The following is a 21,784-nucleotide window of genomic DNA, read 5'->3' on the forward strand; positions in this document are numbered from 1 at the left end:
TCATGCGGCGAGCACCGAGGAGACGAGGAGCTGGGTGTAGGCGGCCTGGGGGTCGTCGAGGACCTGGTCGGTCAGCCCGGTCTCGATCACCCGGCCAGCCCGCATGACGAGGACGCGGTGCGAGAGCAGGCGTGCCACGGCGAGGTCGTGGGTAACGATGATCACCGCGAGGCCGAGTTCGGCCACCAGCCCCCGGATCATGTCGAGGAGGCGGGCCTGGACCGAGACGTCGAGGCCCGAGGTCGGCTCGTCCATGAGCACGAGGCGGGGCGCGGTGACGAGGTTGCGGGCGATCTGCAGGCGCTGGCGCATGCCGCCGGAGAAGCGCGTCGGCGGGTCGTCGACCCGGTCGGCGGCGATCTCCACGCGGGAGAGCCAATCGAGGGCGGTGGCGCGGATGCGTCCGTAATGGCGGTCCCCGACGCCCATCAGGCGCTCGCCGACATTGCCGCCGGCCGAGACCGCCATGCGCAGCCCCTGCGTTGCGTCCTGGCGCACGAATCCCCAGTCGGTGCGCATCAGGGCGCGGCGGTCGACGACGCTCAGCGCGGCGAGGTCGCGCGTCACGCCGTCCCGCATCCGGTAGGAGACCGTTCCGGCATCGGCCGCGACCTCGCCGGCGATGAGTGACAGCAGCGTCGACTTGCCGGAGCCCGATTCACCGACCACCGCCAGCACTTCGCCGGGATCGAGGGTGAAGCCGATGCCGTCGCAGGCGAGGCGGCGGCCGTAGCGCTTGGTCAGGCCGTCGACGTTAAGCAAAGGTTCGGGGAGCAGGGGTTCGATCACGCGGCCTCTCCCGTATGGCCGTCGGCGCGGCGGGTCTCGCAATGGTCGGTGTCCGAGCAGACGAACATCCGCCCGCCGGCATCGTCGAGGACGACCTCGTCGAGATAGACGTCCCCCGCCCCGCAGAGCGCGCACGGGCGGTCGAAGCTCTGGACCCGGAACGGATGGTCCTCGAAATCGAGGCTGCGCACCCGCGTGTAGGGGGGAATCGCGTAGATGCGCTTCTCGCGGCCCGCGCCGAAGAGCTGGAGCGCGGGGCAATCGTCCATCTTGGGGTTGTCGAATTTCGGGGTCGGGGAGGGGTCCATCACGTAGCGGCCGGCCACCTCCACCGGGTAGGCGTAGGTAGTGGCGATGTGGCCGTGGCGGGCGATGTCCTCGTAGAGCTTCACATGCATGAGGCCGTATTCGGCCAGCGCGTGGAGCTGGCGCGTCTCGGTCTCGCGCGGTTCTAGGAAGCGCAGCGGTTCGGGGATCGGCACCTGGTAGACGAGCACCTGCCCCTCGGCCAGCGGCGCTTCCGGGATGCGGTGGCGGGTCTGGATCACCGTGGCCTCGGCCGTGCGCGTCGTGGTGGCGATCCCGGCGGTGGCGGTGAAGAAGCGGCGGATCGAGACCGCGTTGGTGGTGTCGTCGGCGCCCTGGTCGATCACCTTGAGCACGTCGGACGCGCCCAGGATCGCGGCCGTGACCTGCACCCCGCCCGTGCCCCAGCCATAGGGCATCGGCATCTCGCGCGCGGCGAAGGGCACCTGGTAGCCGGGGATCGCGATGGCCTTGAGGATGGCCCGGCGGATCATCCGCTTCGTGCCCTCATCGAGATAGGCGAAGTTGTAGCCGGTGTCCGGCGACGGCGTGACCTGGATTTGGACCTGCGAATTCATTCGGCGGCCTCCCGCAGGGTGGGTTCGTCCGGCTCGGCCGTCCGGGCGGCGTGCTCGGCGCGCAGGCGCCGGACGAGTTCCAGTTCGGCCTGGAAGTCGACGTAGTGCGGCAGCTTCATGTGCTCGACGAAGCCCGTCGCCTGCAGGCTGTCGCAATGGGCCAGCACGAATTCCTGGTCCTGGGCCGGCACCACCACGGCCTCGCCGAGTTCGGCCGCCCGCAGGGAGCGGTCCACCAGCGCCATGGCCATGGCCTTGCGCTCGCCCTGGCCGAAGACGAGGCCGTAGCCGCGGGTGAATTGCGGCGGCACCGCCCCGTGGCCGTGGAACTGGTTGATCATCTGGCACTCGGTCATGTCCACCGTGCCGAGGCTGACGGGGAAGCCGAGTTCCTCCGGCGTGAAGTCGAGCTCCACGGACCCGACCCGGATCTCGCCGACGAAGGGGTGGGTGCGGCCGTAGCCGCGCTGGGTCGAGTAGCCCAGCGCCAGGATGAAACCCTCGTCGCCCCGCGCCAGCCCCTGGAGCCGCACCGCGCGGTCGGCGGGGTAATCCACCGGCTCGCGGGTGAGATCGCCCACGGGCGCGCCGTCGTCCGGCGGCGAGGGTTCGAGCAGGCCCGCCTGCCCCAAAAAATCGGTCACCCGCGGGCAGGCGGCGGCATCCGCCTCCGGCTCGGCCTCGGCGGCGGGTCCGGGGACGGCGCCGTCGGCCAGGGCGAAATCGACGAGGCGGTGGGTGTAGTCGAAGGTCGGGCCGAGCACCTGGCCGCCGGGCAAGTCCTTGAAGGTGGCGGAGATGCGCCGTGCCAGGGTCATCGCGCCGGTGTCGAGGGCCTCCGTGGCGCCGAAGCGCGGCAGCGTGGTGCGGTAGGCCCGCACCAGGAACACCGCTTCCACCACGTCGCCGCGGGCCTGTTTCAGGGCGAGCGCGGCGAGATCGGGATCGTAAAGCGACCCCTCGGTCATCACCCGGTCGACGAGGAGGCGCATCTGCTCGCGGATCTGCGCCACGGTGAGGTCGGGCACGGCCGGATCCCCGCGCCGAATTTCGGCCAGCAGCCGGTGGGCATTGTCGATGGCGGCCTCGCCACCCTTCACCGCTACGTACATGGGGATGCCTCCGGGGTGAGGGGGCGGGCCGAGCGCGGGAGCACGGCGAGGCGCCCGGGGGCGACGAGGAGACAGTCGATGCCCAGCGGGAAGCCGGCATGGTTCGCGGCCCAGCGCGACGCCCAGTCAGCTGGCAGGGGGCCGGCATCGAGGCGCACGGTGCCGCGGATGCCCGGCCCCGCAAACGCGAGCCCCATCGCGTCGGACAGGGTCTCGACGGCGAGGATCAGGGTGGCGGAGGCATCCGGGTAGGCGGGGGTCCCCTGCGCGAAATCCGTAAAGGCCGGGCAACGGGCGGGATCGGCGATCAGCGCGAAGGCGGCCTGCCCAGGGGAGGCGACGATCGGCGCCCCGGTGTGGAAGCGCAGGAAGCCGGCCACCGCCGGTTCGGCCCGGAGCGGAGCGTCGAGCCAGACCGGCGTGTCGGCGTCGATGAGCGCCAGCGCCACGGCCGCGAGTTCCGTCGTGAGCGGGGCAGGTGGCGTAAGGGCGGTGTCCAGGGGGCGGATGCGGCCGGGCCGGCTCAGGGCCTCCATCGCGGCGCGGAACACCGCCTGCCCGTCATGGACGGGATCGGCGAAGCCATGGGCGAGCTGTGGAGCGAGGGTATGCGCCATCAATCCTCTCCCCGCGCCAGGGTGAAGAAGTTCACCCGGGTCGCCGCCACCTTGCGGGCGGCCTGCCGCGCCGCCTCCGCCCGGCGCGCGGCGATAACGGCCAAGGCCGCATCGAGGACCGGGCGCGTCTCCGGGCGTTGCCAGTGCGCGTCGAGGATGGCCGCGAGGCGGGCGCGATCCCGGTCGCGCCCGAGATGATAGGCGAAGCCGGTCTCGCCGCCGGGCAGCCGCACCGCCGCTCTCGTCACCGTGGCCTCGCCGGCGTTGAAGGGCCGGCCGTCGCCGCCGATCCGCCCCCGGACCATCACGAGGCCGGTCTCCGCCGGGCGCAGATCCTCCGCCTCGGGCGTGATTCCGGCCTGCACCAGGGCGGCCAGCAACTCGGCCGGGCTGGCCTGGCCGGCCCGCTCCATCGCATGCCGGCGGGCTGCGGGGTCTGGCATCCCCGGCTCAGGTGGTGTTTGGCTGGCACTCGGCATCGATCGGTCTCCAGACATGTCTAGATGTATAGACAAGAGGATGATCAGGAGCAAGAGTTTTTTCGGGTGGGCTATGCGAGCGATCCATGAATGAGGCGGGCGACAGCCCCGTGACAGCGCTCCGACGGGGGGGCGGTCTCGCCGCCTGGCGGCAGATCGCGGACGCGCTGGCGGGCGAGATCCGCAGCGGGGCACTCGCCGCCGGGGCGCAACTGCCGGCCGAATCGGCGCTCGCCACCCGTTTCGGTGTGAACCGGCACACGGTGCGCCGGGCGCTCGGCGTGCTCGCCGAGGACGGGCTGGTGCGCACCACGCAAGGCAAGGGCAGCTTCGTGGAGCAGGGCCCGATCCCCTATCCGATCGGGCCCCGGACCCGATTCTCCGAGATCGTCACGCGCACGGGCCGCGAGGCCTGGGGCGACCTGATCGCGGCCGCGTCGGTGCCCGCCGATGCGGGCTGGGCCGAGGCCCTGGGGATCGCCCCCGGCGCACCGATCCTCGCACTCCATACCGTGCACCGGGCCGACGGCGCCCCGATCTCGACGGCCCGGACCTGCCTGCCCCTGCCGCGCTTCTCCGGCTTCGACGCGGCCTACGCCGCCAGCGGGTCGATCACCCGCGCCTATGCGGGCTACGGGGTCGCCGACTACACCCGACTCTCGACCCGGATCGGCGCCCGCCCCGCAGACGCCGAGGAGGCGGCCCGCCTCGACATCGCCCCCGGCCGCAGCCTGATCGTCCTGTCGAGTGTGAACGTGGACGGCGACGGCCAGCGCATCCAGGCCACCCGCAGCCTCTTTGCGGCCGACCGGGTGGAGCTGGTGGTGGAGTGATCGGCGTCTGCGCGACCACGATATCGTCGACCCAGGCGACCGGGCGCGTGGACCCCCGCAATCACGTCGCCGGCGGAACGGCTCGCCTGCGATTCAGGCGGACGGCTCGGCTGCGGCCTTGCCCCAGTTCGGCAGGGGAAAGGCGCGGTCGTAGGTCAAATTGAAGACGAAGGCGTAGACCACGTAGAAGACCGCGATCGCCAGATCCATGAAGAAGGCCTGCGCGAGGCCGATGCCGAGATACCAGGCGATCGGCGGCAGCAGGATCATGAGCAGGCCCGCCTCGAACAGCACGGCGTGCCCCACCCGCAGGAGGAGGCTCTTGCGCGTGTGCCCAACGAGACGCTGCATCGCCCGGTCGAAGCCGAGGTTGTAGACGTAGTTCCAGGCCGTCGCGATCAGGGCGCTGCCGATGCCGATCACCCCCATGTCGGAGGCGTGCAGCCCGAACAGCACGGTGCCGAACGGGACGATGAGGGCCAGCCCGAACAGCTCGAACAGGAGGGCGTGGCGGATACGGTCACGGGTGCTGCGCATGGTCTCGTCTTGAAAAGCCTCGTTGGTTCGTGGCTTTCTATCTGCCATACCCCGTCCGGCAAGTTAGAACGCATCTGAGGATCAGATAGATGGCGGTCTCGCTGGACCAGCTCCAGGCCTTCGTGGCAGCGGCCGAGGCTGGGTCCTTCTCGGGTGCCGCCCGCGTGCTGCGCAAGGCGCAGTCGGCCGTCAGCACGCAGGTCGCGAACCTGGAGACGGATCTCGGGGTGGCCTTGTTCAGCCGGGCGGGCCGGAACCCGGTGCTCACCCCGGCGGGGGAACGGCTGCTGCTGGAGGCGCGCGTGGTGCTCGACCGGCGCGAGCACCTGATCGGCCTGGCGAGCAGCCTGGAGCGGCGGGTGGAGAACCGGCTGGTGGTCGCCATCGACGAGCTCTATCCCGAGCATGCGCTGGGTGCCCTGTTCGCCGACTTCGCCCGGCACTTTCCCTTCGTCGAGCTGGAGCTGCTCTTCCCGCTGATGGAGGATGTCAGCCGCATGGTGCAGTCCGGCGCCGCCGATCTCGGCGTGATGTGGCGCCAGGAGGTGCTGCCCACGGAACTCGGCTTCCAGACCATCGGCTGGGTGCCGCTCAAGCTCGTCTGCGGGCGCGACCACCCGCTCGCCAAAGCGCGGGTGGAGTGGGAGGAACTGAAGCGGCACCGCCAGATCCTGGTCGCCGCGCGCAGCGACGGGCCGGAGAAGCGCCGCCTGCGGGTGGCCGCCGAGGTGTGGTGGGTGGAGAGCCACTGGGTGATCCTGGAGCTGGTGAAGCACGGGATCGGCTGGGCCTTCGTCACCGACCACGTCATCGCCTCGTCGCTCACGGCGCCGTACCTGGTCACGCCGGACCTGCAGTTCGACGCGGGCGACTGGCCGATCGCCCTGGAGTTGGTCTGGCACAAGCAGCGGCCCTGCGGCCCCGCCGCGACCTGGCTGCGCGCGCGCTTCGCGGCGGAGCGGATCGGCCCCGTCTCGCGGGACGGACAGACGGGCTGACGGGGAGGGCCGGGCAGACCTTCCCGCTCAGGTCGTCGCGCCGCCGATCAGGGCCCGGCGCAGGCGGCCGGAGACGGCGTCGATAATCGCCACGGTGATGAGGATCATCAGGATCAGGAAGGCGACCTGGCGCAGTTCGAGGACGCGGATCAGCTCGGTCAGGTACTGGCCGATGCCGCCCGCGCCGACGATGCCGATGATGGTGGCCGAGCGGGTGTTCGACTCGAAGAAGTACAGCACCTGACTGCCGAGCACCGGCAGCACCGCCGGGATGAGGCCGAAGCGGATGCGGTGCAATTCGGCGCCGCCGGAGGCGGAGACGCCCTCGCCGGCCTTGCCGTCGACGGTCTCGACCGCTTCGGAGAACAGTTTACCCAGCGCCCCGACATCCGCGCAGGCGATGGCAAGCGCACCGGCGAAGGGGCCGAGCCCGACCACGTTGATCCAGATCAGCGCCCAGATCAGCACGTCGACGGAGCGCACCACGTCGAGGCCGCGCCGGACGGTGAAATGCACGAAGGGATTGGGCACGACGTTGCGGGCGGCCAGGAACGCCACGGGAAACGCCAGGATCGCCGCCGTCAGCGTCCCGATGAAGGCGATGCCGAGGGTCTCGGCGAGCGCCTGAAGGAAGGCCCAGGCTCGCCCGCCGGTCTCCGGCGGCAGCATCATGAGGCTGAACTCGCCGAGGCGGCCGAGGCCATTGAGAAGGCGGGCGGCGGAGAAATCGAGGCGCACCAGCGCGTAGCCGGACAAGGCGACGAGGGTGGCGAGGGCGAGCCCCGCGAGGAGGCGGGCGCGCCAGGCCGGGCGGAAGCTTTCGGGAAAGCGCCGGCGCAGGGAGGCGATCTCGGCCGGATCGATCTCGGGACCGGTCATCGCAGGCTACCCAGGAGTTGGTGGCGCAGGCGCTCGGTGCCGAGGTCGATCGCCATCACGGTGAGGATGATCAGGACCAGGATCGCGCTGACGTCGGCGTAGTAGAAGTTGCGGATTGCCACGAGGAGCTCCTGCCCGATGCCGCCGGCGCCGACGAATCCCATGACGCCCGCGCCCCGCACGTTGATCTCGAAGCGCAGCAGCCCGTAGGAAACGAAGTTCGACAACACCTGCGGCAGCACGGCGAAGCGCAGGGTCTCGATCCGGCCGGCCCCGGCGGCGGTGAGGCTCTCCACCGGCTTCATGTCGATGTTCTCGACGACCTCGGAGAACAGTTTCCCCAGCGCCCCCGTGGTGTGGATCGCCAGCGCCAGCACGCCCACCATCGGCCCGAGGCCGAAGGCGATGACGAAGAGCAGCGCGAACACGATCTCGGGCACCGTGCGGCAGAATTCGAGCCCGCGCCGCACCAGGAAACAGGCCGTCCGGCTGCCGGTCACGTTGGCGGCGGCGGAGAAGCACAGGAGGACGCCGCCGATGGCCCCCAGTAAGGTGCCGAGATAGGCCATCAGCAGGGTCTCGCCGAGGAGAGCCAGCCATTTCGGCCAGCCCCAGTACCATTCGGCGAGGTCCCCCGGCAGGTTCGCCAGGGTCAGGTGGGGCAGGATCTGGGCGATGTAGTCGGTGAACCGGCCGATATTGGCCGCGAGCACCAGGGGACGCACCTCGGCGGCGTGGGCGGCGAGCCCGGCGAGGACGACGATCACGGCGAGGCCGGCCCAGGTCCGGCGCCGGGTCGCGGAGACGGCCGCGTCGTAGGCCCCCGCCAGGGCGGAGGCCCGGTGCGGGGGCAGAGGCGTGATCCGCTCAGGCATCGGTCGTTACCGGCGTCGCCGCGTGGATCGGGACAGGTCCGGTCAAGATTTGCGGCGCTGGTCGTCGTTGAACTTCAGCATCTCGATGATCGGCTGGTAATCCTTCAGGGTCACGGCGGTGAAGCCCTGGTCCTTGCCGTCCGAGAGCCGGTCGAACGCCGCCTTGTCGGCCGTCGGCATCGCCACGAGGGCGTCGCGGATCTTCGCCTTGAGGTCGTCGGGCAGGCTCGCCAGCATGGCGAAGGGTCCCTCGGGCAGGAAGTCGGACTTGAACACGACCCGGAAATCGGCCTGCGTCAGGGGCGTCCCGTCCGGCTTCTTGAGCATGCCCTTGGCCGCCATGCGGGTCACCATGGTGTCGGTATCGGTGTTGTAGAGGTTAGCGGCCGCATCCACCGTGCCCTGGACGAGGGCGAGGACGGCGTTCTCATGGCTGCCGGCATAGACGGTCTTGCCGAAATGCGCGTCGACCGGGTGGCCGGCCTTGTGCAGGAAGAAGCGTGGCGCCTGGTTGCCGGAGGTGGAGTTGGGGTCGACCAGGGCGAGGTTCTTGCCCTTCAAGTCTTCGATCGTCTTGTAAGGGCTGTCGGCGCGCACGTAGATCACCGAGTAGTAGCCCGAGGCGCCGGTGTCGTGCTTCTGGTTGACGATGGGCTCGATCTTGACGCCGGTCATCACCGCGCGGGCGAAGGAAGCGGGACCGTAGAAGGCGAGCTGGGCATTGCCGGCGCGCTGGCTCTCGATCACGGCGGCGTAGTCGTTGGCGATGCGCAGCTTCACCGGCACGCCGAGGGTCTTCGACAGGTAGGCGGTCATCGGCGCGTAGCGATCGGTGGTGCCCGACGCGTTCTCGGCCGGAATCACCGCCAGGGTCAGCTCGGGATAGGCCGCCTTCCAATCCTGCGCAGCGGCCGGGACGGCGAGGAGGGCGAGCGCGAGGGCTCCGGCGAGGGATCGACGGGTCAGCATGGGGATCTTCCGGATGGGGTGGTGAGGAATCAGGCGACGAGGGCGGTGGGATAGACCCGGGGCGGCGCCGACGCGGCGGGGGCGTCGAGGACCTCGCCGGCCTCCAGCCCGTAGAGCTGGCGGGCGACATCCTCGGTGAGGTCGGCGGGCGCGCCGTCGAACACGAGGCGTCCGTCGGCGAGACCGACGAGGCGGTCGCAATAGCCGCGGGCGAGGTCGAGGGAATGCAGGTTGCACAGCACGGTGATGCCGTGGCGCCGGTTGGCCTCGGCGAGCGCGTCCATGACGATGCGTGTGTTGCGCGGGTCGAGGGAAGCCACGGGCTCGTCGGCCAGGATCAGGTCCGGGGCCTGCATCATCGCCCGCGCGATGGCGACGCGCTGCTGTTGTCCGCCCGAAAGCTGGTCGGCCCGGTGGCAGGCGAAGTCGCCCATCCCGAACTCGTCGAGGGCGGCCAGCGCGAGGGCGCGCTCGCGCTCGGACCAGAGCTTGAACAGGGAGCGATGCCGGGGAACCTCCGAGAGCCGGCCCATCAGCACGTTGCTCAGCACGTCGAGGCGACCGACGAGGTGGAACTGCTGGAAGATCATCGCACAGCGCGCCCGCCAGCGCCGCAGGTCGCGGCCACGCAGGGCCGTGACGTCGAGGCCGTCGAACAGGATGCGGCCGCCCGTCGGCTCGGCGAGGCGGTTGATCATCCGCAGCAGGCTCGACTTGCCGGCGCCCGAGCGCCCGATGACGCCGACGAACTGGCCGCGGGGAATGGCGATGGAAACGCCGTCTACCGCGCGGCGGTCGCCGTAATGGCGGGCGAGACCTTCGAGGATCAGCATGCGGGGGTCCAGTGTTTCATGTCGAACGCCGGTAGACCTACTCTGCACGACAGAAGAATGACTATTCTCCGGCTAACCAATTGTTGGAACTATTATGCCTCGCCCTCGTGACGCTCCAGGAAAGCTTCGATCGACAGGGAGCGGAAGTCCGGCAGTGCCCGGCGAAGGCGCGCATGGTCCCAGTCCCACCAGGCCAGCGCCTGCAGGCGCTCGGCGACCGCCTCCGGGAACCGGCGACGCACGACGCGGCCGGGGTTACCGACCACGATGGTGTAGGGCGCGACATCCCGCGTCAGGATCGTGCCCGCCCCGACCACCGCCCCGGTGCCGATACTGCGACCGGGCAGGATGACGGCGCCATGACCGATCCAGACATCGTGGCCGATGGTGACGGGTAGGGCGCGGCGCCGGGCGAAGAAGGCCGGCTCGTCCTCCTCGCCCGGCCAGTAGGCGCTGGCCCGGTAAGTGAAATGGGATTGGGAGGCCCGCTCCATCGGGTGGTTGCCGGGGTTGATCCGCACATGCGAGGCGATGGAGCAGAACTTGCCGATGGTCGTGTAATTCACCTGCCCGTCCTCGACGATGTAGGAATAGTCGTCGAGGCTCGTCTCGCTGAGGCGCGTGCGGGCGCCGACCTCGGTGTAGCGGCCGAGGCGGCACCGGGAGAGTTCGGCGGTCGGGTGGACGGCCGGTTCGAGGCCGAGGCGATCGGAGACCATCGGGGTTTCCTTCAGGGCGAGAAGGGCAGGCGGCGCAGGAGGCGGAACGGCGCCGTGCCGTCCTGGACGACGACGCTCACCGCATCGATCACCAGGTCGGGCAGGTCCGCGGCGGCCTCGGCCAGCAGGGGCAGAGCGGTCGCGCGCTCTTCCGGGGCAAGGCGGCCGGTCAGGGTCATGTGGAAGCGGAACGTCTCGAACACGTGCGGGTAGCCCCAGCGCTCCAGCAGCGCCCGGCCCCGGGGATCGAGGCGCTCGGGGCGGCGGCGGGCGCGCTCAGAGGGGGTGAGGGGCGCGCGCAACGGATCGAGGGCGCAAACGCACTCGGCCGCGAAGAGGCCGAGAGAGGGCGGGGGCGCCTCCGGCACCAGGGCCATGAAATCCCCGAGGCCGGCGACCCGCAGTGGGCCGACGGACAGGGGGCTCCGGTGCGCCGCCAGGGCCGCGGCCGCATGGAGGAGATCGGCTTCGGTCGCGTCCGGGGCGAGGCGCATCGGCGCCTTCAGGGTGGCGTGGAACCCGTAGACGCGCGGCTCGGCCGTGTTGGCCGCGAGGATGGCCCGGAGCGCGTCAGGACCGGGCGCCGGGCCGGCTCCCAGGATCGCGTCGCCGAAGGCGGCGAGCGCCGAACTCGGAGCAGGGGTGAAATACAGGGCGTATCGGGCAAGGTCGTCCAAAGGAGCTTTTCCTCGGCTGCGCGCGACGGGCCGAAGACCTCATAGGTCGTCGCCCGGACGGTGATATGACAGGCCGGATGCCGAAGAAGAGAGGTCCGCCGTGGCCTGCCAGGCCTGATACTTCGTCACATGGGCGGTCGGGTAGCCAAGAAGGACAACCTGTGCTGGTCTGCAACCTTGACCGACGACAGGAGATCGAGGACGACCCGACGCGCGATGCACAGTCTCAGCGTAAGTCTCTCATCGTGAAAACGGCTGCCGCCTTTAGCGACAGGGCGAGGCCGCGCCTGGAGCGGACCGAACTCGCCGAACGGGTCTTCCGGCTGGCGCCGGGCCGTCGGCTCGTCGTCGTCGACATCGGTTGCGACGGCATCGCCCAAGCCCTCACCGCCGATGACGATCACGCCCGCGGCGCGTTCCTGCTCGTCACCGACGATCTGCGAACCGGTGCGGCGGTGCTCGACCGCCTCCTCGACGATCTCGCCGATCTCGCGCTCAGCCGCTGGCCGCATTGGCATGGGCGGGATGACGGCGGCCTCGCGGACACGGATCACTCTTTCGATCCGATCGTATCCGGTCCCTGGCTCAGGGCGGCACGGCGGCGGGCCGGCGCCGGCCACCCACCCCGGTTCCGCGAAGCCGCGCGGGAAATCCAGCTCGTTCAGCTGCTGCACGCGATCGACCCGTCCGGCGTCGTCCTGATCGGCGAGATCAATCCCGCATCGCCGGCCCGCGCCGCGCCGGTGATCGAGGCCCTGGAATGGTGCATGGGCCATGGTGCGGCCATCGTCATGGCGCTGCCGGCTTGGCCGCCCGATTCCACCCCCTACGATCGCATCCTCTACGGCGCCTGCGAGATCGCGGGCGAGCGTCCTTCGGTCGCCGAGCGCTTCCTCCCGCCGCGTTCGAAGGCCCATCCCGCCAGCGCGATCGAGCAGCGGGTGGAGACGGCCCTGCAGCAGGACGCCGAACTGCGCGGTCTGTTCTGCTGCAACGAACCCGTGCCCGTCGGCGGCTGGGGGCAGCCGCCGCGGGTCGACCTGCTCTGCCGCGCGCACCGCATCGTGGTGGAACTCGACGGACCCGAGCACCGCAGCGCTGCGAGATACGCCGACGACCGCCACCGGGACTATACCCTGCTGACGGCGGGCTACCTCGTGCTGCGGATCACCAACGAGCAGGTCGAGGCCGATCTTCGACGGGCCATCGAGAAGATCCGCTCCGTCGTCCGGCTCCGCAGCCTACCGATAGACGCGACATGAGGGGTTCGATCCGATGAGCCAGACGCCGACGCCGAAGCAGGCGCTGATCCTTTGGTGCCTGCTGGGCAAGCACGGCAGTGCCCTGCAGAGCGAGGTCGTGCCCAAGGTCGACGCCGCCGATCGCAGGGCATTGGTCTCCGGCCGGTACCTCTCCGAGGAGAAGCAGGGTCGCTCCATCCGGCTGACCGTCACGGACGGGGGCTGGAACTGGGCAGGCCAGCACCTGCGCGACCCGCTCCCTGCGAATTTCCGCGTCCTGCAGGACTGGCTGGAGCGGATCGACCGGCATCTCGCCACGACCGGCGAGACGCTGGCCGGCCTCATCGGCACGCCGGCGACGCCCGGGCCACGTCCTGCCGAGTCCCCCTCTGCCGAGTCCCTCCCTGCAAAGCCCACACGCAGCCGCACCGCAAAGGCGGCACCACCGGGTTCGGCAAAGCCAAGGAAGCTCACGAAGAAGCAGGTGCGCGCCCGCATCGAGGCCGCCTATCTCGCGCTCACGGAGGGGCAGAAGGCACAGGCCGTGCGCCTCAGCGCGCTGCGCGCGCATCTGAGCGAACTCGACCGCGCCACCGTCGATGCCGGGCTCGCGGCCATCCTGGCCGGTGATCCGACGGCGCGGCTGAGCCAGCTCAGCGATCCGAAGTCGCTCTCCGCCGATGAGCGCGAAGCGGCGTTCAGCCCGGCGGGCGAACCGTTCCACTTCATTTGGATCCAGTCATGAGCGACGCCCTCGACGCCCTGCGCCGGGTCGATTTCGATTGGGTGCGCACCCTCGACAGCGTGTGGCTCGACGTGGAGCCGACCGGCGGCCCGAACGATGCGCTCCCGCCCGGGATCATCGCGGATCTGCACAGGGAGGCGCCCGGTTCTGCCTCCCGCGCGATGGGGCGCGTGCTCATCGGCCCGTCGGGCGTCGGCAAGACGCATCTCGTCGGGCAACTCAGACGGGAGGCCTGGCGCTCGGGCAGCTGGTTCGTGATGCTCGACGTCCTCGGCCTGTCGGAGTTCTGGCGCAGCGCCGCGCTGAGCTTCCTCACCGCCATGCTGCATCAGATGCCGGACGGCCGGCGCCAATCCGACGCCGTGCTGGCCGGGGTGGCGCGCCAGTTCAAGGTCGAAAGGCATGTGGAGGAGGCATTCAACACCCCCGACGTCGACACGCGCAAGATCGTCGTCCTCCTCGTCAAGGCGTTGATGAGCGTCGACATGGGGAGCGCGCTCAAGCACCAGGACGTGTTCCGCGCCCTGTGTCTGCTGCGCTCGAACGATTTCGGCGCCGTGGGCCTCGCCCATGCATGGCTGCAGGGCTACGACGCCGACCCGGTCGCCCGCGCCGAACTTGGGTTTCTCCGCCCGCCGCCCACGCCGAAGGAACTCGTCGAGGGCATGTCGTGGATCATGAGCCTGAGCGGTCCGATCCTGGTCGCCGTCGACCAGATCGACGGTGTGATCGACGCCGGCCATTTTGTCGGACAGGACGAGTTCGAGGGAAGGCAGGGGCTGGCGGAGGTGCTCGCCTCCGGCCTGCTCGAACTCCACGATGTCCGTCACCGCGGCATGACGGTCATCACCTGCCTCCAGAACTCCTGGGAGCGGCTGGAGGAGCGGGCGCTGACGCCGCTGCTGCAGCGATACGTGACGCCCGTCCTGCTGCAGGGCATGAACGACCGGACCGCGGCGTCGGCGCTGATCCGCGCCCGGCTTGCCCCGGCCTACGCGGAAGCGGGATTCGAGCCCCCGTATCCGACCTGGCCTTACAGCGACGCCGCGATCGCGGACTCGGCCCGCTCCGGCATGATGCCGCGCACACTCCTGATGCGCTGCGACGCCTTCCGGCGCGATTGCCTCGCGCGAGGCGCCGTCACCGTGTGTGACAGCCTCGTCCAGGCCCCTGACGGGCATACGCGTGACGCGACCGCCGACGCCGTGTTCGACCTCGACCGGGCCAAGCGCAACGCCGACATCGCCGGTTTGCTCGACGAGGAGGCGGCCCTCGGGGAGATCCTGCGCACGGCCTTCGACCTCTACGCGCTCGAGGACGATCCGGACGATGCGCTCGACGTGGCGAGCAAGGGCGAACCCGACCAGAAGATCCCGCCTCTGCACGGCCGGCTGATCCTGATCGACCGAGACCGGAACGACCACGAACGGCATGTGTGCTACCGTGCCTTGCTACAGCCGAACGCCATCGCCTTCCAGGCGCGCCTGCGTGCCGCGCTGACCGCCTCCGGCATCTCGGCACGCATGCCCGACCGAAGCCTGGTGATCGTGCGCCGTGCCCCGGTGCCCGGCGGCGCCAAGACGAAGCAGTTGTTCGACGCCTTCCTCGCGGCGAAGGGCGTGCTGATCGACCCGGTGGAAGACGACCTGCGCACCTTCGTCGCCTTGCGCGACCTGCACGCGAGCTCCGCCGAGGAGGGGCGGCAGGACCGGTTCGAGGCTTGGCTGCGGGCGCACAGGTTCGTGCGCGCCACCGCCTTCTTTCGCCAGGCCGGCCTGGCGGAGTCGGGAGGAGCCGACATCCCCGTCCTCGCGGACGGGACGGACTCCACCGGGACCGTCGACACGAGTGCGACTTCCGTGGTGCGGATGCCGAGGGAGAACCCGGACGCGGCAAAGCCCCCGACGGCTCCTTCCAAGCCCGCTCCGACCGTATTGCCCGACGCCATCCCGGTCGGTCATCGCCTCACGCCGGACGCGCCGCCGGTGACGCTTCCGCTGCGGCTGCTGCCGCGGCACACGTCCATCATCGCCGGCTCCGGCTCGGGCAAGACGGTGTTGGTGCGCCGGCTGGTCGAGGAGGCCGCGCTCGCCGGCATCCCCGCCATCGTGGTCGATCCGAACAACGACCTGTCGCGGCTCGGCGATTCCTGGCCCGAGCGGCCGACGGCCTTCACCCCGGAGGATGCCGACAAGGCCGCCCGCTACGCCGAGCGCGTCGAGGTGGTGGTCTGGACGCCCGGGGTCTCCGCCGGCAATCCGCTGTTTCTGTCCGTCCTGCCGGACTTCTCGGGACTCGGCGAGGACGCCGACGAACGGGGACAAGCCGTCGAGATGGCGGCCGAGACCGTGGGGCCCCTCGCCGGTGCGAGGAAGACGATCCAGCGCGGCGTGCTGGCCGACGCGTTGCGCCTCTTCGCCGAGCGTGGCGGCGGCGGCCTCGCGGACTTCACCGCCTTGCTCGCCGACCTGCCGGACGGCGTGAGCGAGATCGGCGGCGCGACCAGGATCGCCGCCGGGATGGCCGACGAGCTGCACGCGGCCGTGGCCACGAACCCGCTCCTGAAAGCCAGGGGCAGCGTGCTCGACCCGCAGGTCCTGTTCTTCGGCTCCGACCCGGCGCGCACCCGCATCTCGGTGATCAACCTCGCCGGTCTCGCCTCGGAGGCGGCGCGGGAGGACTTCGTAAATCGCTTGCAGATGACGTTGTTCGGCTGGATCAAGACGCATCCGAGCCCGCGCGGCATGCTCTACGTCGTGGACGAGGCGCAGACCTTCCTGCCGTCGCAAAGAGCCTGTCCGAGTCTCGGCAGCGGCATCAAGCTCGTGGCGCAAGGACGCAAGTACGGGCTGGGCATGGTCGTCGCGACCCAGGTGCCCAAGGGCCTGCACAACCAAATCGTCTCGAACTGCACGACGCAGTTCTTCGGCCGCCAGAGCGCACCCGCGACCATCGCCGCAGCCCAGGAGATCATGGCGGCGAGCGGCGGCGTGGCCAGCGACATCGGCAAACTCGGCGCGGGCGAATTCTACTTCGCCACCGAGGGATCGGGGAAGCCGGCAAAGCTGCGCACACCATTGTGCCTGAGCCACCATCCGGCCAACCCGCCGACCCCCGATCAGGTCGTGACGATAGCCAGGCGATCGATCGCCTTCGCATGATCCCGCGGCTGCCATGCGCCGGCCGGGCATCGAAGCGGGGGCACGGTGCCACTCGCATGGTGCGCCTCGCGCGCATCAGAACTTTGAGAAGGCCGACCGGCTGGGAGCCATCGTCCTTTTGCGGAAGCTGGGCAGGTTTGCGGAGTTCGGCGAACAGTGCCTTCGCGCCTCCGGTGTTCAGCCCGGCAGGAGGGCCAATCAGCCGCTCGTGCATGTCGGCTGCAGCCTCGAGCAGCGCATGGAGCCTCACGTCGATCATGAGGATGGGCACTGACATGGTCGGGCAGCGGGTCTGCTGCCGCCGGCGCAATCCCGCGGTAATTGTCAGGAGGTCAAAAGTGCACCGCCTCGGAGAAGCGTCCCCAACGGCAACCGTTCGCTAAATCCTTGAGACTGCGCACGTCTCCCGCAACACGCGAATTTCCGTCGTTCGCGGGGAGTGAGTGGTGGGCCCGGCAGGACTCGAACCTGCAACCAGACCGTTATGAGCGGTCGGCTCTAACCATTGAGCTACAGGCCCTGCGCCTCATCCCGTAGAAGGAAAGAGGGGCCTTCGTCCAGCGGCTGCGCGTTCGAACCTTACGCATTGTCGCCGATTTCCCCGATCCGGTTTTGTGCAGGCGAGGCGTCTGGAACCCGTTCCGGGCCGCCCGGCGTAGGACGTGCAAGACGCTCCCCCTCGCAAGACGCTCCCACTCGATGGTGAGGCACAGCGGTGCCGGGTCATACCGGGGGAGCCCAAAGGGCAAGGTCGTCTTCGCGTTAAGCTCATGTTAACCCTATGCCGACGATCGTTCCGCTGTTGGACAAGGGGTCTGTCGACCCGATTGAGGAGCCGATGGGCCGCACGATCCTCGCTTGCCGGCTCGCCGCATCCTCTTTCGCCTGGGCTCTTGCGGGATCGCCGGTTCTGGCTCAGGAACCGCTCCTGCTGAGAATCAGGCCTCCGGACGCCGCTCCGGCCGAGATCGGCGCGGGCGGCGGAATGCCGTCGGCGGAGGAGGTGGCACGGGCCCGGGCAGCGCGCGAAGCGGTGTGGGAGCGGGCGGATCGCCGCGCCCGCATCGCGATCGCCTCCGTCTGCAGCGGCTGTCTGCAGCCGGAGCGTCCGGCGGCGCGGCTCACTTCTCAACCGCGCCCGGAGGATGCCATCGTCCGGGCGCAGACGACACCGCCCGAGCCGCCCGCCACCGGCGACACGGCCCCGGCCGATATCCTCGCCCAGAGCTCAACCAGCCAGACAGGTACTCCATGACCCAGTCGCACCCCACCAGCGGCGCCGAGCCGGATCCGGCCTGCCCGGTCTCCCTCGATCTCCTCGGGGCGGTCTATCGCGCCGAGCCCGAGGATCTGCCCGAGATCCTCGCCGAGATCCCTCCCACCACCCGCGCCAAGCTCGCGGTCTACCTCTACGGCAAGAGCCACATGCATCAGCTCGGCCTCTCGGTGGCCCGTGCCTGCGAGCGGGACGATCTCGTCCGGGTCGCAGGCGAAATCGGCTCGGTGGTCCACGGCCAAGCGCAGATGAAATCCGCGCGGCCCGCCGCCCCGAATCCCGCCGCACCCCCGCCGCCGCGCAAGATCAGCCTCGGCGGCGGTTCGGCTCCGAAGAAGATCAGCCTCGGCGGATCGTCGGCGAAGTCGCGCTCCTTCGACTGAGCGCCCGCGACCGAGCACCCGTTCGCGAGATCGTGAGGCGGCAGCGGCCTTTCGGCCGAGGTCGCCCTTACCGCGAGGACCGGCCGCATGGCATAAGCGCGGCCGGCGCGCCCGGCGGCGCAGAGAGGACTGACATGTTCGGTGCGTGGTGGAAGCTCGGCATGGATGCGACCCTGCTCGCGATGGAATCGCAGCAGGTGATCGGCCTTCGCCTCGCAAAGCTGTCCCTCGGCGGACCGGCCGCGCAGATCGAGGCGCAACGCATGGTGAGCGAGAAGATCATGGCGGCCGGCGAAGCGGCCTTGCTCATGGCGACCGGAGGCTCGACCCAGAGCATGGTCACGGGATACCGCCGGAAGGTCCGCGCCAATGCGAGGCGGCTCTTGCAGGGCTGACACGGCCTCGCTGCAGCGCGGCATTAACCGGGGATTAACCAACCTCCGCTTCCATCGGGGCGACCACCCACGAGGAGAGCGCGGATGATCCCTTTCGAACAGCAGGTGCGCGAGCGCGCCTATTCCATCTGGGAAGGCGAGGGCCGGGTGTTCGGCCGCGCCGATGAGCATTGGCTGATGGCCGAGGCCGAGTTGCGTGCGGTGAGCCTCACGGCGCCGGTCTACGTTCAGCCCGTGACCGCCGATCTCAGCCTGGCACCGAGCCCGGCCAAGACCCTGAAGCCCCGCGCCTCGCGCAGTGCCGGCACCGCCGCCAAGGCCGTTGCCGAAAAGGCCGTCGCCCAGCCGTCCGAGACCGCGCCGCGCCGGACCAGGACGGCCAGTGCCAAGTCCGCATCGGCCAAGCCTGCCTCCACCAAGACTGCTTCCGCTAAGTCTGCTTCCACCAAGGCGCCTGCCGCTTCCAAGGCGACCAAGGCAGCGTCGAGCACCACCACGGCCGCCAAGCCGCTCAGGGTCGCCAAGCCGCGCGCTGCCGCCCCGATGGAATCCGCCGCGACCGTCCACTGATACCGAGCGGCGCCGTTCAAGCCCGTCGCCCCTCGCAGGGCGGCGGGCTTCTTGTTGTGCCACGGGGTTCAGGGGCCGCGGCCGAACCGGTCCCCGAGAGCTCCCGCCATCGAGGACGCCAGGCGAGGCGGTGGTGGCGATCATGACCGATCACGTGGAGCGCGGGATCCGGGCCGGAGAGATGCAGAGAGGGGAGGGAGAGGCAGCCCGCGGGGAACGGCGCGACAACCTTTGCCGTTATACGGTCATCGCATCGACGCGAGCCGATTCCCGGCCCACCCTTTCGAGGCCCGCCATGAAGACCGCCCTCTCCGCCTTGTTCGCCGTGTCGATGATGGCCGTGCCCCTGGTCGGCGCCTCTTCGGCTGCCGAGGCTGGGGCAGGCCCCTATCGGGAGCGGCCGGTGGTGCGGGAGGTCGATTCCACCGGCGGCATCGGCGTAAGCGGTCGCGCGCCGTGGAACCAGGCCTGGGAATACGATTCGGGCAGCGACAACGACCGCCGGCCGGAACTGCCCTATTACCAGCAGGGGCGCGGACAGCAAACCGGTGGTCCGGCGCGCAACCTGCTCCCCGATGACGGGCTCCATATCGTCCCGCGCTGAGCGTCCTGTCTGGAACCGCTCTGCAAGCCACACATGACACAAATGCGTCAGAACCGGTCGTCGGCTATGAATAGTCGACGAAAGGGACTGGCGGAGGCGGACGTCTTCGCGTAGCCAACCGCCCGGGGAAAATGACCCCGAGCGACGGAACGCAGACCATGGCGCAGCAGGCCCAGTCGAGCTTCGATTCTCAGCGTCCTTACGAGCGGATGGCGCTCCAGGACCAGGTCGAGGCCGCAGTCGAGGACGGCACGACCCCGATCAGCCGGCTGCTCCGGCTGATGTTCGCGGTGGATGCGGACGCCACGGCCAACGAAAACCTGCGCCTGCGTCTGCGGGCACGCATCGGCGCTCCGCGCAGCGTCTGATCCCCGGCTCGGTGCCTCTCACAAAACTCCCGCTCCGCCTTCATGGCCGGAGCGAGAACCGACCGTGATCGGTAGTTTCGTGAGGCACTTTTAGCGCCGCCGACGAGCGGTGCGGGGCTGCGAGCGCGCCATACAGGCCGAGTAGATCTGGCGGCCGATGGCGTAGAGCCCGATCCCACCCGGGTCGGGCGTGACGAACACCTTCGCGCGCGCCTCGTTGCGACAGGCGGCGTCCTGAGGGCTCTTGATCGGGGCCTCGGCATGGGTCGGGGACACGATTCCCAATAATCCCACAACGGCGATTCCGACGATCCAGCCTCGCCGGCGCGCCATCGCATTCCTACCGCACGATCCGGCCGTTCCGCCCATCATTTCCGCCCCCGTCGTTACGGCCAAGTTAGGGCGGATCGACGGAAAGCACATCGGTATTATCCACCGAAGATCCGGTTTCAGCAGGAATCGACTTCGGCAGGAATAGACGCCTACGGCATGATCCAGAAGCAGGAGGCCTCCCCGGTCACCGCGAGGCATTCGAACGGGGCTCCGCCGATCATGGCGCGGTGCTCGGGAGCGCCGACGCGATCACGGGCGATTCGGCGGCATCCGGGATGACCGGAGAGATCGGCCGATGCCGCGGCAGGATCGGATGGCGTCCGTCCCATCAGGACACGCAGTTGAACCAACGTATCGCAGGCGACGACGTCGCGCGGCGAGGCATCGCCGGCCGAGGCCGCCTTCGACGCAGCGATGACGAGCAGGATGACGAGTCCCCAGCGCTTCTGCGGCATCATGGCGTGACCTCCTCCGGCGTTGCTTTCGCGGCGGGAATATAGGGCGCCCGGGGCATCGGCGTCCGCGACCGATGAGCCGTCCGCCACCTGTGGCAATTCAGGATCGGCCGTCAGCGCTTGGCTTTGGCGGGAGGCGCCTTCTTGGCCGCGCGCGCGGGATCGACCGGGACGACCGTTCCCGCGATGGTCCAGGAACAGATGCTGGTCCCGGTGACGCCGACGCAATCGTACTCGTTGCCGTTGAGCGCTGCGTGGTCGGTGATGGCATTCACCGTATCGCGGCCGAGGAGGTTGCAGCTCAGGTGATCGGCCTTGGGATCGGCCAGGGTCGCCGCCGCGATCTTCGCGTCGCCGCCCGATTGCCGCAGAAGAAGACGCAGATTGGCGAGCGACGGACAGCCGATCGCGGGCGCCGAGGCCGATGCGGAAACCGGGGGGGCGGGGGGCTTGGCCGGCTGCGCTTCGGCGCGCGGGCATCCTGCCGCGACGGCGAGGATCACGGCTGCCGGCAGGTGGCGACGAGACCCGTTTCTCATGCCGCCCGCTTCGCTTTGGCATAGCGCTTCACGGCCCGCTCCCGCCGAAGCCGCGACAGGCGCTCGATCCAGAAGATGCCGTCGAGCTGGTCGATCTCGTGCTGGAGGCAGGCCGCCTCGAACCCCTCCGCCTCGATCTCGTGCCCGGTCCCGTCGAGGTCGTCGTAGCGCAGCCGCACCGTCACCGCCCGCTCCACGACGTCCGTGACGCCGGGCATGGAGACGCTGCCCTCGGTCTGGGGACCGGTCTCGTCCGACGCGAAGGTGATCTGCGGATTGACGTAGATCGAAGCCGGCGTGCCCGGCTCCAGGCGCAGGACCACCACCCGGGCGAGCCAGCCCACATGCGGCCCGGCGAGACCGATGGCGGAGACGCGGGAGAGGGCCTCCACCAGCTCGGCAGCATCCCGCCGCAGGGCGTCGTCGAACACAGTGACCGGCTCGGCGGCCAAGCGCAGCCTTGGATCGGGATAGAGAATCAGCGACTGGACCGGCACGGGGCAGGGCACCTCA

At 69.9% G+C, this 21,784-nt stretch carries 27 protein-coding genes and 1 tRNA gene; 11 read left to right on the forward strand and 17 right to left on the reverse strand.

The window, feature by feature from the left end; translation table 11 throughout:
• The 5 genes from phnK to phnG are packed head-to-tail and all read right to left on the reverse strand — an operon-like array spanning position 1 to position 3,845.
• The gene (gene phnK / locus ASF34_RS05910; RefSeq protein WP_244478909.1) at positions 1–789 is read right to left on the reverse strand and encodes a phosphonate C-P lyase system protein PhnK; all 789 of its coding nucleotides are present in this window, start codon (positions 787–789) and stop codon (positions 1–3) included.
• Positions 786–1,673, reverse strand: a complete 888-nt coding sequence (locus ASF34_RS05915; protein WP_056159638.1) for an alpha-D-ribose 1-methylphosphonate 5-phosphate C-P-lyase PhnJ — start codon at positions 1,671–1,673, stop codon at positions 786–788. The genes phnK and ASF34_RS05915 overlap by 4 nt, the downstream gene beginning before the upstream one ends.
• Positions 1,670–2,785, reverse strand: a complete 1,116-nt coding sequence (locus tag ASF34_RS05920) for a carbon-phosphorus lyase complex subunit PhnI (protein ID WP_056159642.1) — start codon at positions 2,783–2,785, stop codon at positions 1,670–1,672. The genes ASF34_RS05915 and ASF34_RS05920 overlap by 4 nt, the downstream gene beginning before the upstream one ends.
• A complete protein-coding gene (gene phnH, locus ASF34_RS05925; protein WP_056159645.1) occupies positions 2,776–3,402 on the reverse strand; it encodes a phosphonate C-P lyase system protein PhnH in 627 nt (208 codons plus the stop codon). The genes ASF34_RS05920 and phnH overlap by 10 nt, the downstream gene beginning before the upstream one ends.
• Positions 3,402–3,845, reverse strand: a complete 444-nt coding sequence (gene phnG, locus ASF34_RS05930) for a phosphonate C-P lyase system protein PhnG (RefSeq protein ID WP_082494083.1) — start codon at positions 3,843–3,845, stop codon at positions 3,402–3,404. Before phnG ends, phnH begins: the two co-directional genes overlap by 1 nt.
• A 122-nt stretch (positions 3,846–3,967) precedes the next feature.
• Between phnG and phnF the strand changes: the two genes are divergently transcribed.
• On the forward strand, positions 3,968–4,714 hold the full coding sequence (gene phnF / locus ASF34_RS05935) for a phosphonate metabolism transcriptional regulator PhnF (RefSeq protein WP_056159651.1): 747 nt from the start codon (positions 3,968–3,970) through the stop codon (positions 4,712–4,714).
• A gap of 93 nt (positions 4,715–4,807) precedes the next feature.
• Here the strand turns inward: phnF and ASF34_RS05940 are convergent, their stop codons facing one another.
• On the reverse strand, positions 4,808–5,251 hold the full coding sequence (locus tag ASF34_RS05940) for a PACE efflux transporter (RefSeq protein ID WP_056159656.1): 444 nt from the start codon (positions 5,249–5,251) through the stop codon (positions 4,808–4,810).
• Between the two features lie 89 nt (positions 5,252–5,340).
• Between ASF34_RS05940 and ASF34_RS05945 the strand changes: the two genes are divergently transcribed.
• Positions 5,341–6,249, forward strand: a complete 909-nt coding sequence (locus ASF34_RS05945) for a LysR family transcriptional regulator (RefSeq protein ID WP_018043917.1) — start codon at positions 5,341–5,343, stop codon at positions 6,247–6,249.
• A 27-nt stretch (positions 6,250–6,276) separates the two neighbouring features.
• On the opposite strand, the gene phnE (ASF34_RS05950) is transcribed toward ASF34_RS05945, so the two are convergent.
• The 6 genes from phnE (ASF34_RS05950) to ASF34_RS05975 form a co-directional block, all read right to left on the reverse strand.
• Positions 6,277–7,128: a phosphonate ABC transporter, permease protein PhnE gene (gene phnE, locus ASF34_RS05950; protein WP_056159662.1), complete on the reverse strand. Its 852-nt coding sequence runs from the start codon at positions 7,126–7,128 to the stop codon at positions 6,277–6,279.
• Positions 7,125–8,003 (reverse strand): phosphonate ABC transporter, permease protein PhnE, encoded by an 879-nt coding sequence (phnE, locus tag ASF34_RS05955; RefSeq protein ID WP_056159665.1) that lies wholly within the window; start codon positions 8,001–8,003, stop codon positions 7,125–7,127. The genes phnE (ASF34_RS05950) and phnE (ASF34_RS05955) overlap by 4 nt, the downstream gene beginning before the upstream one ends.
• Positions 8,004–8,045: 42 nt before the next feature.
• Positions 8,046–8,972: a phosphonate ABC transporter substrate-binding protein gene (phnD, locus tag ASF34_RS05960; protein ID WP_056159668.1), complete on the reverse strand. Its 927-nt coding sequence runs from the start codon at positions 8,970–8,972 to the stop codon at positions 8,046–8,048.
• A 29-nt stretch (positions 8,973–9,001) separates the two neighbouring features.
• Entirely contained in the window at positions 9,002–9,805 is an 804-nt protein-coding gene (gene phnC, locus ASF34_RS05965) for a phosphonate ABC transporter ATP-binding protein (protein ID WP_056159670.1), read from the reverse strand.
• 92 nt (positions 9,806–9,897) lie between these two features.
• A complete protein-coding gene (locus tag ASF34_RS05970) occupies positions 9,898–10,524 on the reverse strand; it encodes a DapH/DapD/GlmU-related protein (RefSeq protein WP_056159673.1) in 627 nt (208 codons plus the stop codon).
• Between the two features lie 11 nt (positions 10,525–10,535).
• Positions 10,536–11,201 (reverse strand): DUF1045 domain-containing protein, encoded by a 666-nt coding sequence (locus ASF34_RS05975; RefSeq protein ID WP_056159676.1) that lies wholly within the window; start codon positions 11,199–11,201, stop codon positions 10,536–10,538.
• Between the two features lie 245 nt (positions 11,202–11,446).
• Between ASF34_RS05975 and ASF34_RS05980 the strand changes: the two genes are divergently transcribed.
• The 3 genes from ASF34_RS05980 to ASF34_RS05990 are packed head-to-tail and all read left to right on the forward strand — an operon-like array spanning position 11,447 to position 16,348.
• Positions 11,447–12,463, forward strand: a complete 1,017-nt coding sequence (locus ASF34_RS05980) for an endonuclease domain-containing protein (protein ID WP_244478910.1) — start codon at positions 11,447–11,449, stop codon at positions 12,461–12,463.
• Positions 12,464–12,476: 13 nt separating this feature from the next.
• A complete protein-coding gene (locus ASF34_RS05985) occupies positions 12,477–13,187 on the forward strand; it encodes a hypothetical protein (protein ID WP_056159682.1) in 711 nt (236 codons plus the stop codon).
• Complete coding sequence (locus ASF34_RS05990; protein ID WP_056159684.1) at positions 13,184–16,348, forward strand: ATP-binding protein; 3,165 nt, start codon at positions 13,184–13,186, stop codon at positions 16,346–16,348. Before ASF34_RS05985 ends, ASF34_RS05990 begins: the two co-directional genes overlap by 4 nt.
• 444 nt (positions 16,349–16,792) lie before the next feature.
• On the opposite strand, the gene ASF34_RS06000 is transcribed toward ASF34_RS05990, so the two are convergent.
• Positions 16,793–16,868 (reverse strand) — tRNA-Ile (locus ASF34_RS06000).
• A 318-nt stretch (positions 16,869–17,186) separates the two neighbouring features.
• Here ASF34_RS06000 and ASF34_RS06005 point away from each other — a divergent pair.
• The 6 genes from ASF34_RS06005 to ASF34_RS06030 all read left to right on the forward strand — a co-directional run bounded on the left by ASF34_RS06005 (position 17,187) and on the right by ASF34_RS06030 (position 19,944).
• Positions 17,187–17,603: a hypothetical protein gene (locus ASF34_RS06005; RefSeq protein ID WP_056159690.1), complete on the forward strand. Its 417-nt coding sequence runs from the start codon at positions 17,187–17,189 to the stop codon at positions 17,601–17,603.
• A complete protein-coding gene (locus ASF34_RS06010; protein ID WP_018043878.1) occupies positions 17,600–18,007 on the forward strand; it encodes a hypothetical protein in 408 nt (135 codons plus the stop codon). The genes ASF34_RS06005 and ASF34_RS06010 overlap by 4 nt, the downstream gene beginning before the upstream one ends.
• A 134-nt stretch (positions 18,008–18,141) precedes the next feature.
• Positions 18,142–18,402, forward strand: coding sequence for a hypothetical protein (locus ASF34_RS06015; protein WP_056159693.1), 261 nt, complete (start codon positions 18,142–18,144; stop codon positions 18,400–18,402).
• A gap of 84 nt (positions 18,403–18,486) precedes the next feature.
• Positions 18,487–18,972 carry a DUF2934 domain-containing protein gene (locus tag ASF34_RS06020; RefSeq protein ID WP_056159696.1) on the forward strand — a complete coding sequence of 162 codons (486 nt, stop codon included), beginning with the start codon at positions 18,487–18,489 and terminating at the stop codon, positions 18,970–18,972.
• A 331-nt stretch (positions 18,973–19,303) separates the two neighbouring features.
• Positions 19,304–19,576, forward strand: a complete 273-nt coding sequence (locus ASF34_RS06025; protein WP_056159756.1) for a hypothetical protein — start codon at positions 19,304–19,306, stop codon at positions 19,574–19,576.
• A 131-nt stretch (positions 19,577–19,707) separates the two neighbouring features.
• Positions 19,708–19,944, forward strand: a complete 237-nt coding sequence (locus ASF34_RS06030) for a hypothetical protein (protein ID WP_238254168.1) — start codon at positions 19,708–19,710, stop codon at positions 19,942–19,944.
• A 90-nt stretch (positions 19,945–20,034) separates the two neighbouring features.
• On the opposite strand, the gene ASF34_RS06035 is transcribed toward ASF34_RS06030, so the two are convergent.
• The 4 genes from ASF34_RS06035 to ASF34_RS06050 form a co-directional block, all read right to left on the reverse strand.
• A complete protein-coding gene (locus ASF34_RS06035) occupies positions 20,035–20,220 on the reverse strand; it encodes a hypothetical protein (protein ID WP_244474456.1) in 186 nt (61 codons plus the stop codon).
• A gap of 206 nt (positions 20,221–20,426) precedes the next feature.
• Entirely contained in the window at positions 20,427–20,735 is a 309-nt protein-coding gene (locus ASF34_RS06040; RefSeq protein WP_056159760.1) for a hypothetical protein, read from the reverse strand.
• 110 nt (positions 20,736–20,845) lie between these two features.
• Positions 20,846–21,271, reverse strand: a complete 426-nt coding sequence (locus ASF34_RS06045; RefSeq protein ID WP_244478911.1) for a hypothetical protein — start codon at positions 21,269–21,271, stop codon at positions 20,846–20,848.
• The gene (locus ASF34_RS06050; RefSeq protein WP_026175944.1) at positions 21,268–21,768 is read right to left on the reverse strand and encodes a peptide deformylase; all 501 of its coding nucleotides are present in this window, start codon (positions 21,766–21,768) and stop codon (positions 21,268–21,270) included. Before ASF34_RS06050 ends, ASF34_RS06045 begins: the two co-directional genes overlap by 4 nt.
• Between the last annotated feature and the right edge of the window lie 16 nt (positions 21,769–21,784).

The sequence above is a fragment of the Methylobacterium sp. Leaf106 genome (assembly GCF_001422895.1).
In the GTDB taxonomy this organism is placed as follows: Bacteria; Pseudomonadota; Alphaproteobacteria; order Rhizobiales; family Beijerinckiaceae; genus Methylobacterium; species Methylobacterium bullatum.

Coding starts and splice junctions, on each gene's coding strand:
- ASF34_RS05915 (WP_056159638.1), bottom strand. CDS start 1,673: ATGAATTCGCAGGTCCAAATCCAGGTCACGCCGTCGCCGGACACCGGC.
- ASF34_RS05920 (WP_056159642.1), bottom strand. CDS start 2,785: ATGTACGTAGCGGTGAAGGGTGGCGAGGCCGCCATCGACAATGCCCAC.
- phnH (WP_056159645.1), bottom strand. CDS start 3,402: ATGGCGCATACCCTCGCTCCACAGCTCGCCCATGGCTTCGCCGATCCC.
- phnG (WP_082494083.1), bottom strand. CDS start 3,845: ATGCCAGACCCCGCAGCCCGCCGGCATGCGATGGAGCGGGCCGGCCAG.
- phnF (WP_056159651.1), top strand. CDS start 3,968: ATGAATGAGGCGGGCGACAGCCCCGTGACAGCGCTCCGACGGGGGGGC.
- ASF34_RS05940 (WP_056159656.1), bottom strand. CDS start 5,251: ATGCGCAGCACCCGTGACCGTATCCGCCACGCCCTCCTGTTCGAGCTG.
- ASF34_RS05945 (WP_018043917.1), top strand. CDS start 5,341: ATGGCGGTCTCGCTGGACCAGCTCCAGGCCTTCGTGGCAGCGGCCGAG.
- phnE (WP_056159662.1), bottom strand. CDS start 7,128: ATGACCGGTCCCGAGATCGATCCGGCCGAGATCGCCTCCCTGCGCCGG.
- phnE (WP_056159665.1), bottom strand. CDS start 8,003: ATGCCTGAGCGGATCACGCCTCTGCCCCCGCACCGGGCCTCCGCCCTG.
- phnD (WP_056159668.1), bottom strand. CDS start 8,972: ATGCTGACCCGTCGATCCCTCGCCGGAGCCCTCGCGCTCGCCCTCCTC.
- phnC (WP_056159670.1), bottom strand. CDS start 9,805: ATGCTGATCCTCGAAGGTCTCGCCCGCCATTACGGCGACCGCCGCGCG.
- ASF34_RS05970 (WP_056159673.1), bottom strand. CDS start 10,524: ATGGTCTCCGATCGCCTCGGCCTCGAACCGGCCGTCCACCCGACCGCC.
- ASF34_RS05985 (WP_056159682.1), top strand. CDS start 12,477: ATGAGCCAGACGCCGACGCCGAAGCAGGCGCTGATCCTTTGGTGCCTG.
- ASF34_RS05990 (WP_056159684.1), top strand. CDS start 13,184: ATGAGCGACGCCCTCGACGCCCTGCGCCGGGTCGATTTCGATTGGGTG.
- ASF34_RS06005 (WP_056159690.1), top strand. CDS start 17,187: ATGGGCCGCACGATCCTCGCTTGCCGGCTCGCCGCATCCTCTTTCGCC.
- ASF34_RS06010 (WP_018043878.1), top strand. CDS start 17,600: ATGACCCAGTCGCACCCCACCAGCGGCGCCGAGCCGGATCCGGCCTGC.
- ASF34_RS06015 (WP_056159693.1), top strand. CDS start 18,142: ATGTTCGGTGCGTGGTGGAAGCTCGGCATGGATGCGACCCTGCTCGCG.
- ASF34_RS06020 (WP_056159696.1), top strand. CDS start 18,487: ATGATCCCTTTCGAACAGCAGGTGCGCGAGCGCGCCTATTCCATCTGG.
- ASF34_RS06025 (WP_056159756.1), top strand. CDS start 19,304: ATGATGGCCGTGCCCCTGGTCGGCGCCTCTTCGGCTGCCGAGGCTGGG.
- ASF34_RS06030 (WP_238254168.1), top strand. CDS start 19,708: ATGACCCCGAGCGACGGAACGCAGACCATGGCGCAGCAGGCCCAGTCG.
- ASF34_RS06040 (WP_056159760.1), bottom strand. CDS start 20,735: ATGATGCCGCAGAAGCGCTGGGGACTCGTCATCCTGCTCGTCATCGCT.
- ASF34_RS06045 (WP_244478911.1), bottom strand. CDS start 21,271: ATGAGAAACGGGTCTCGTCGCCACCTGCCGGCAGCCGTGATCCTCGCC.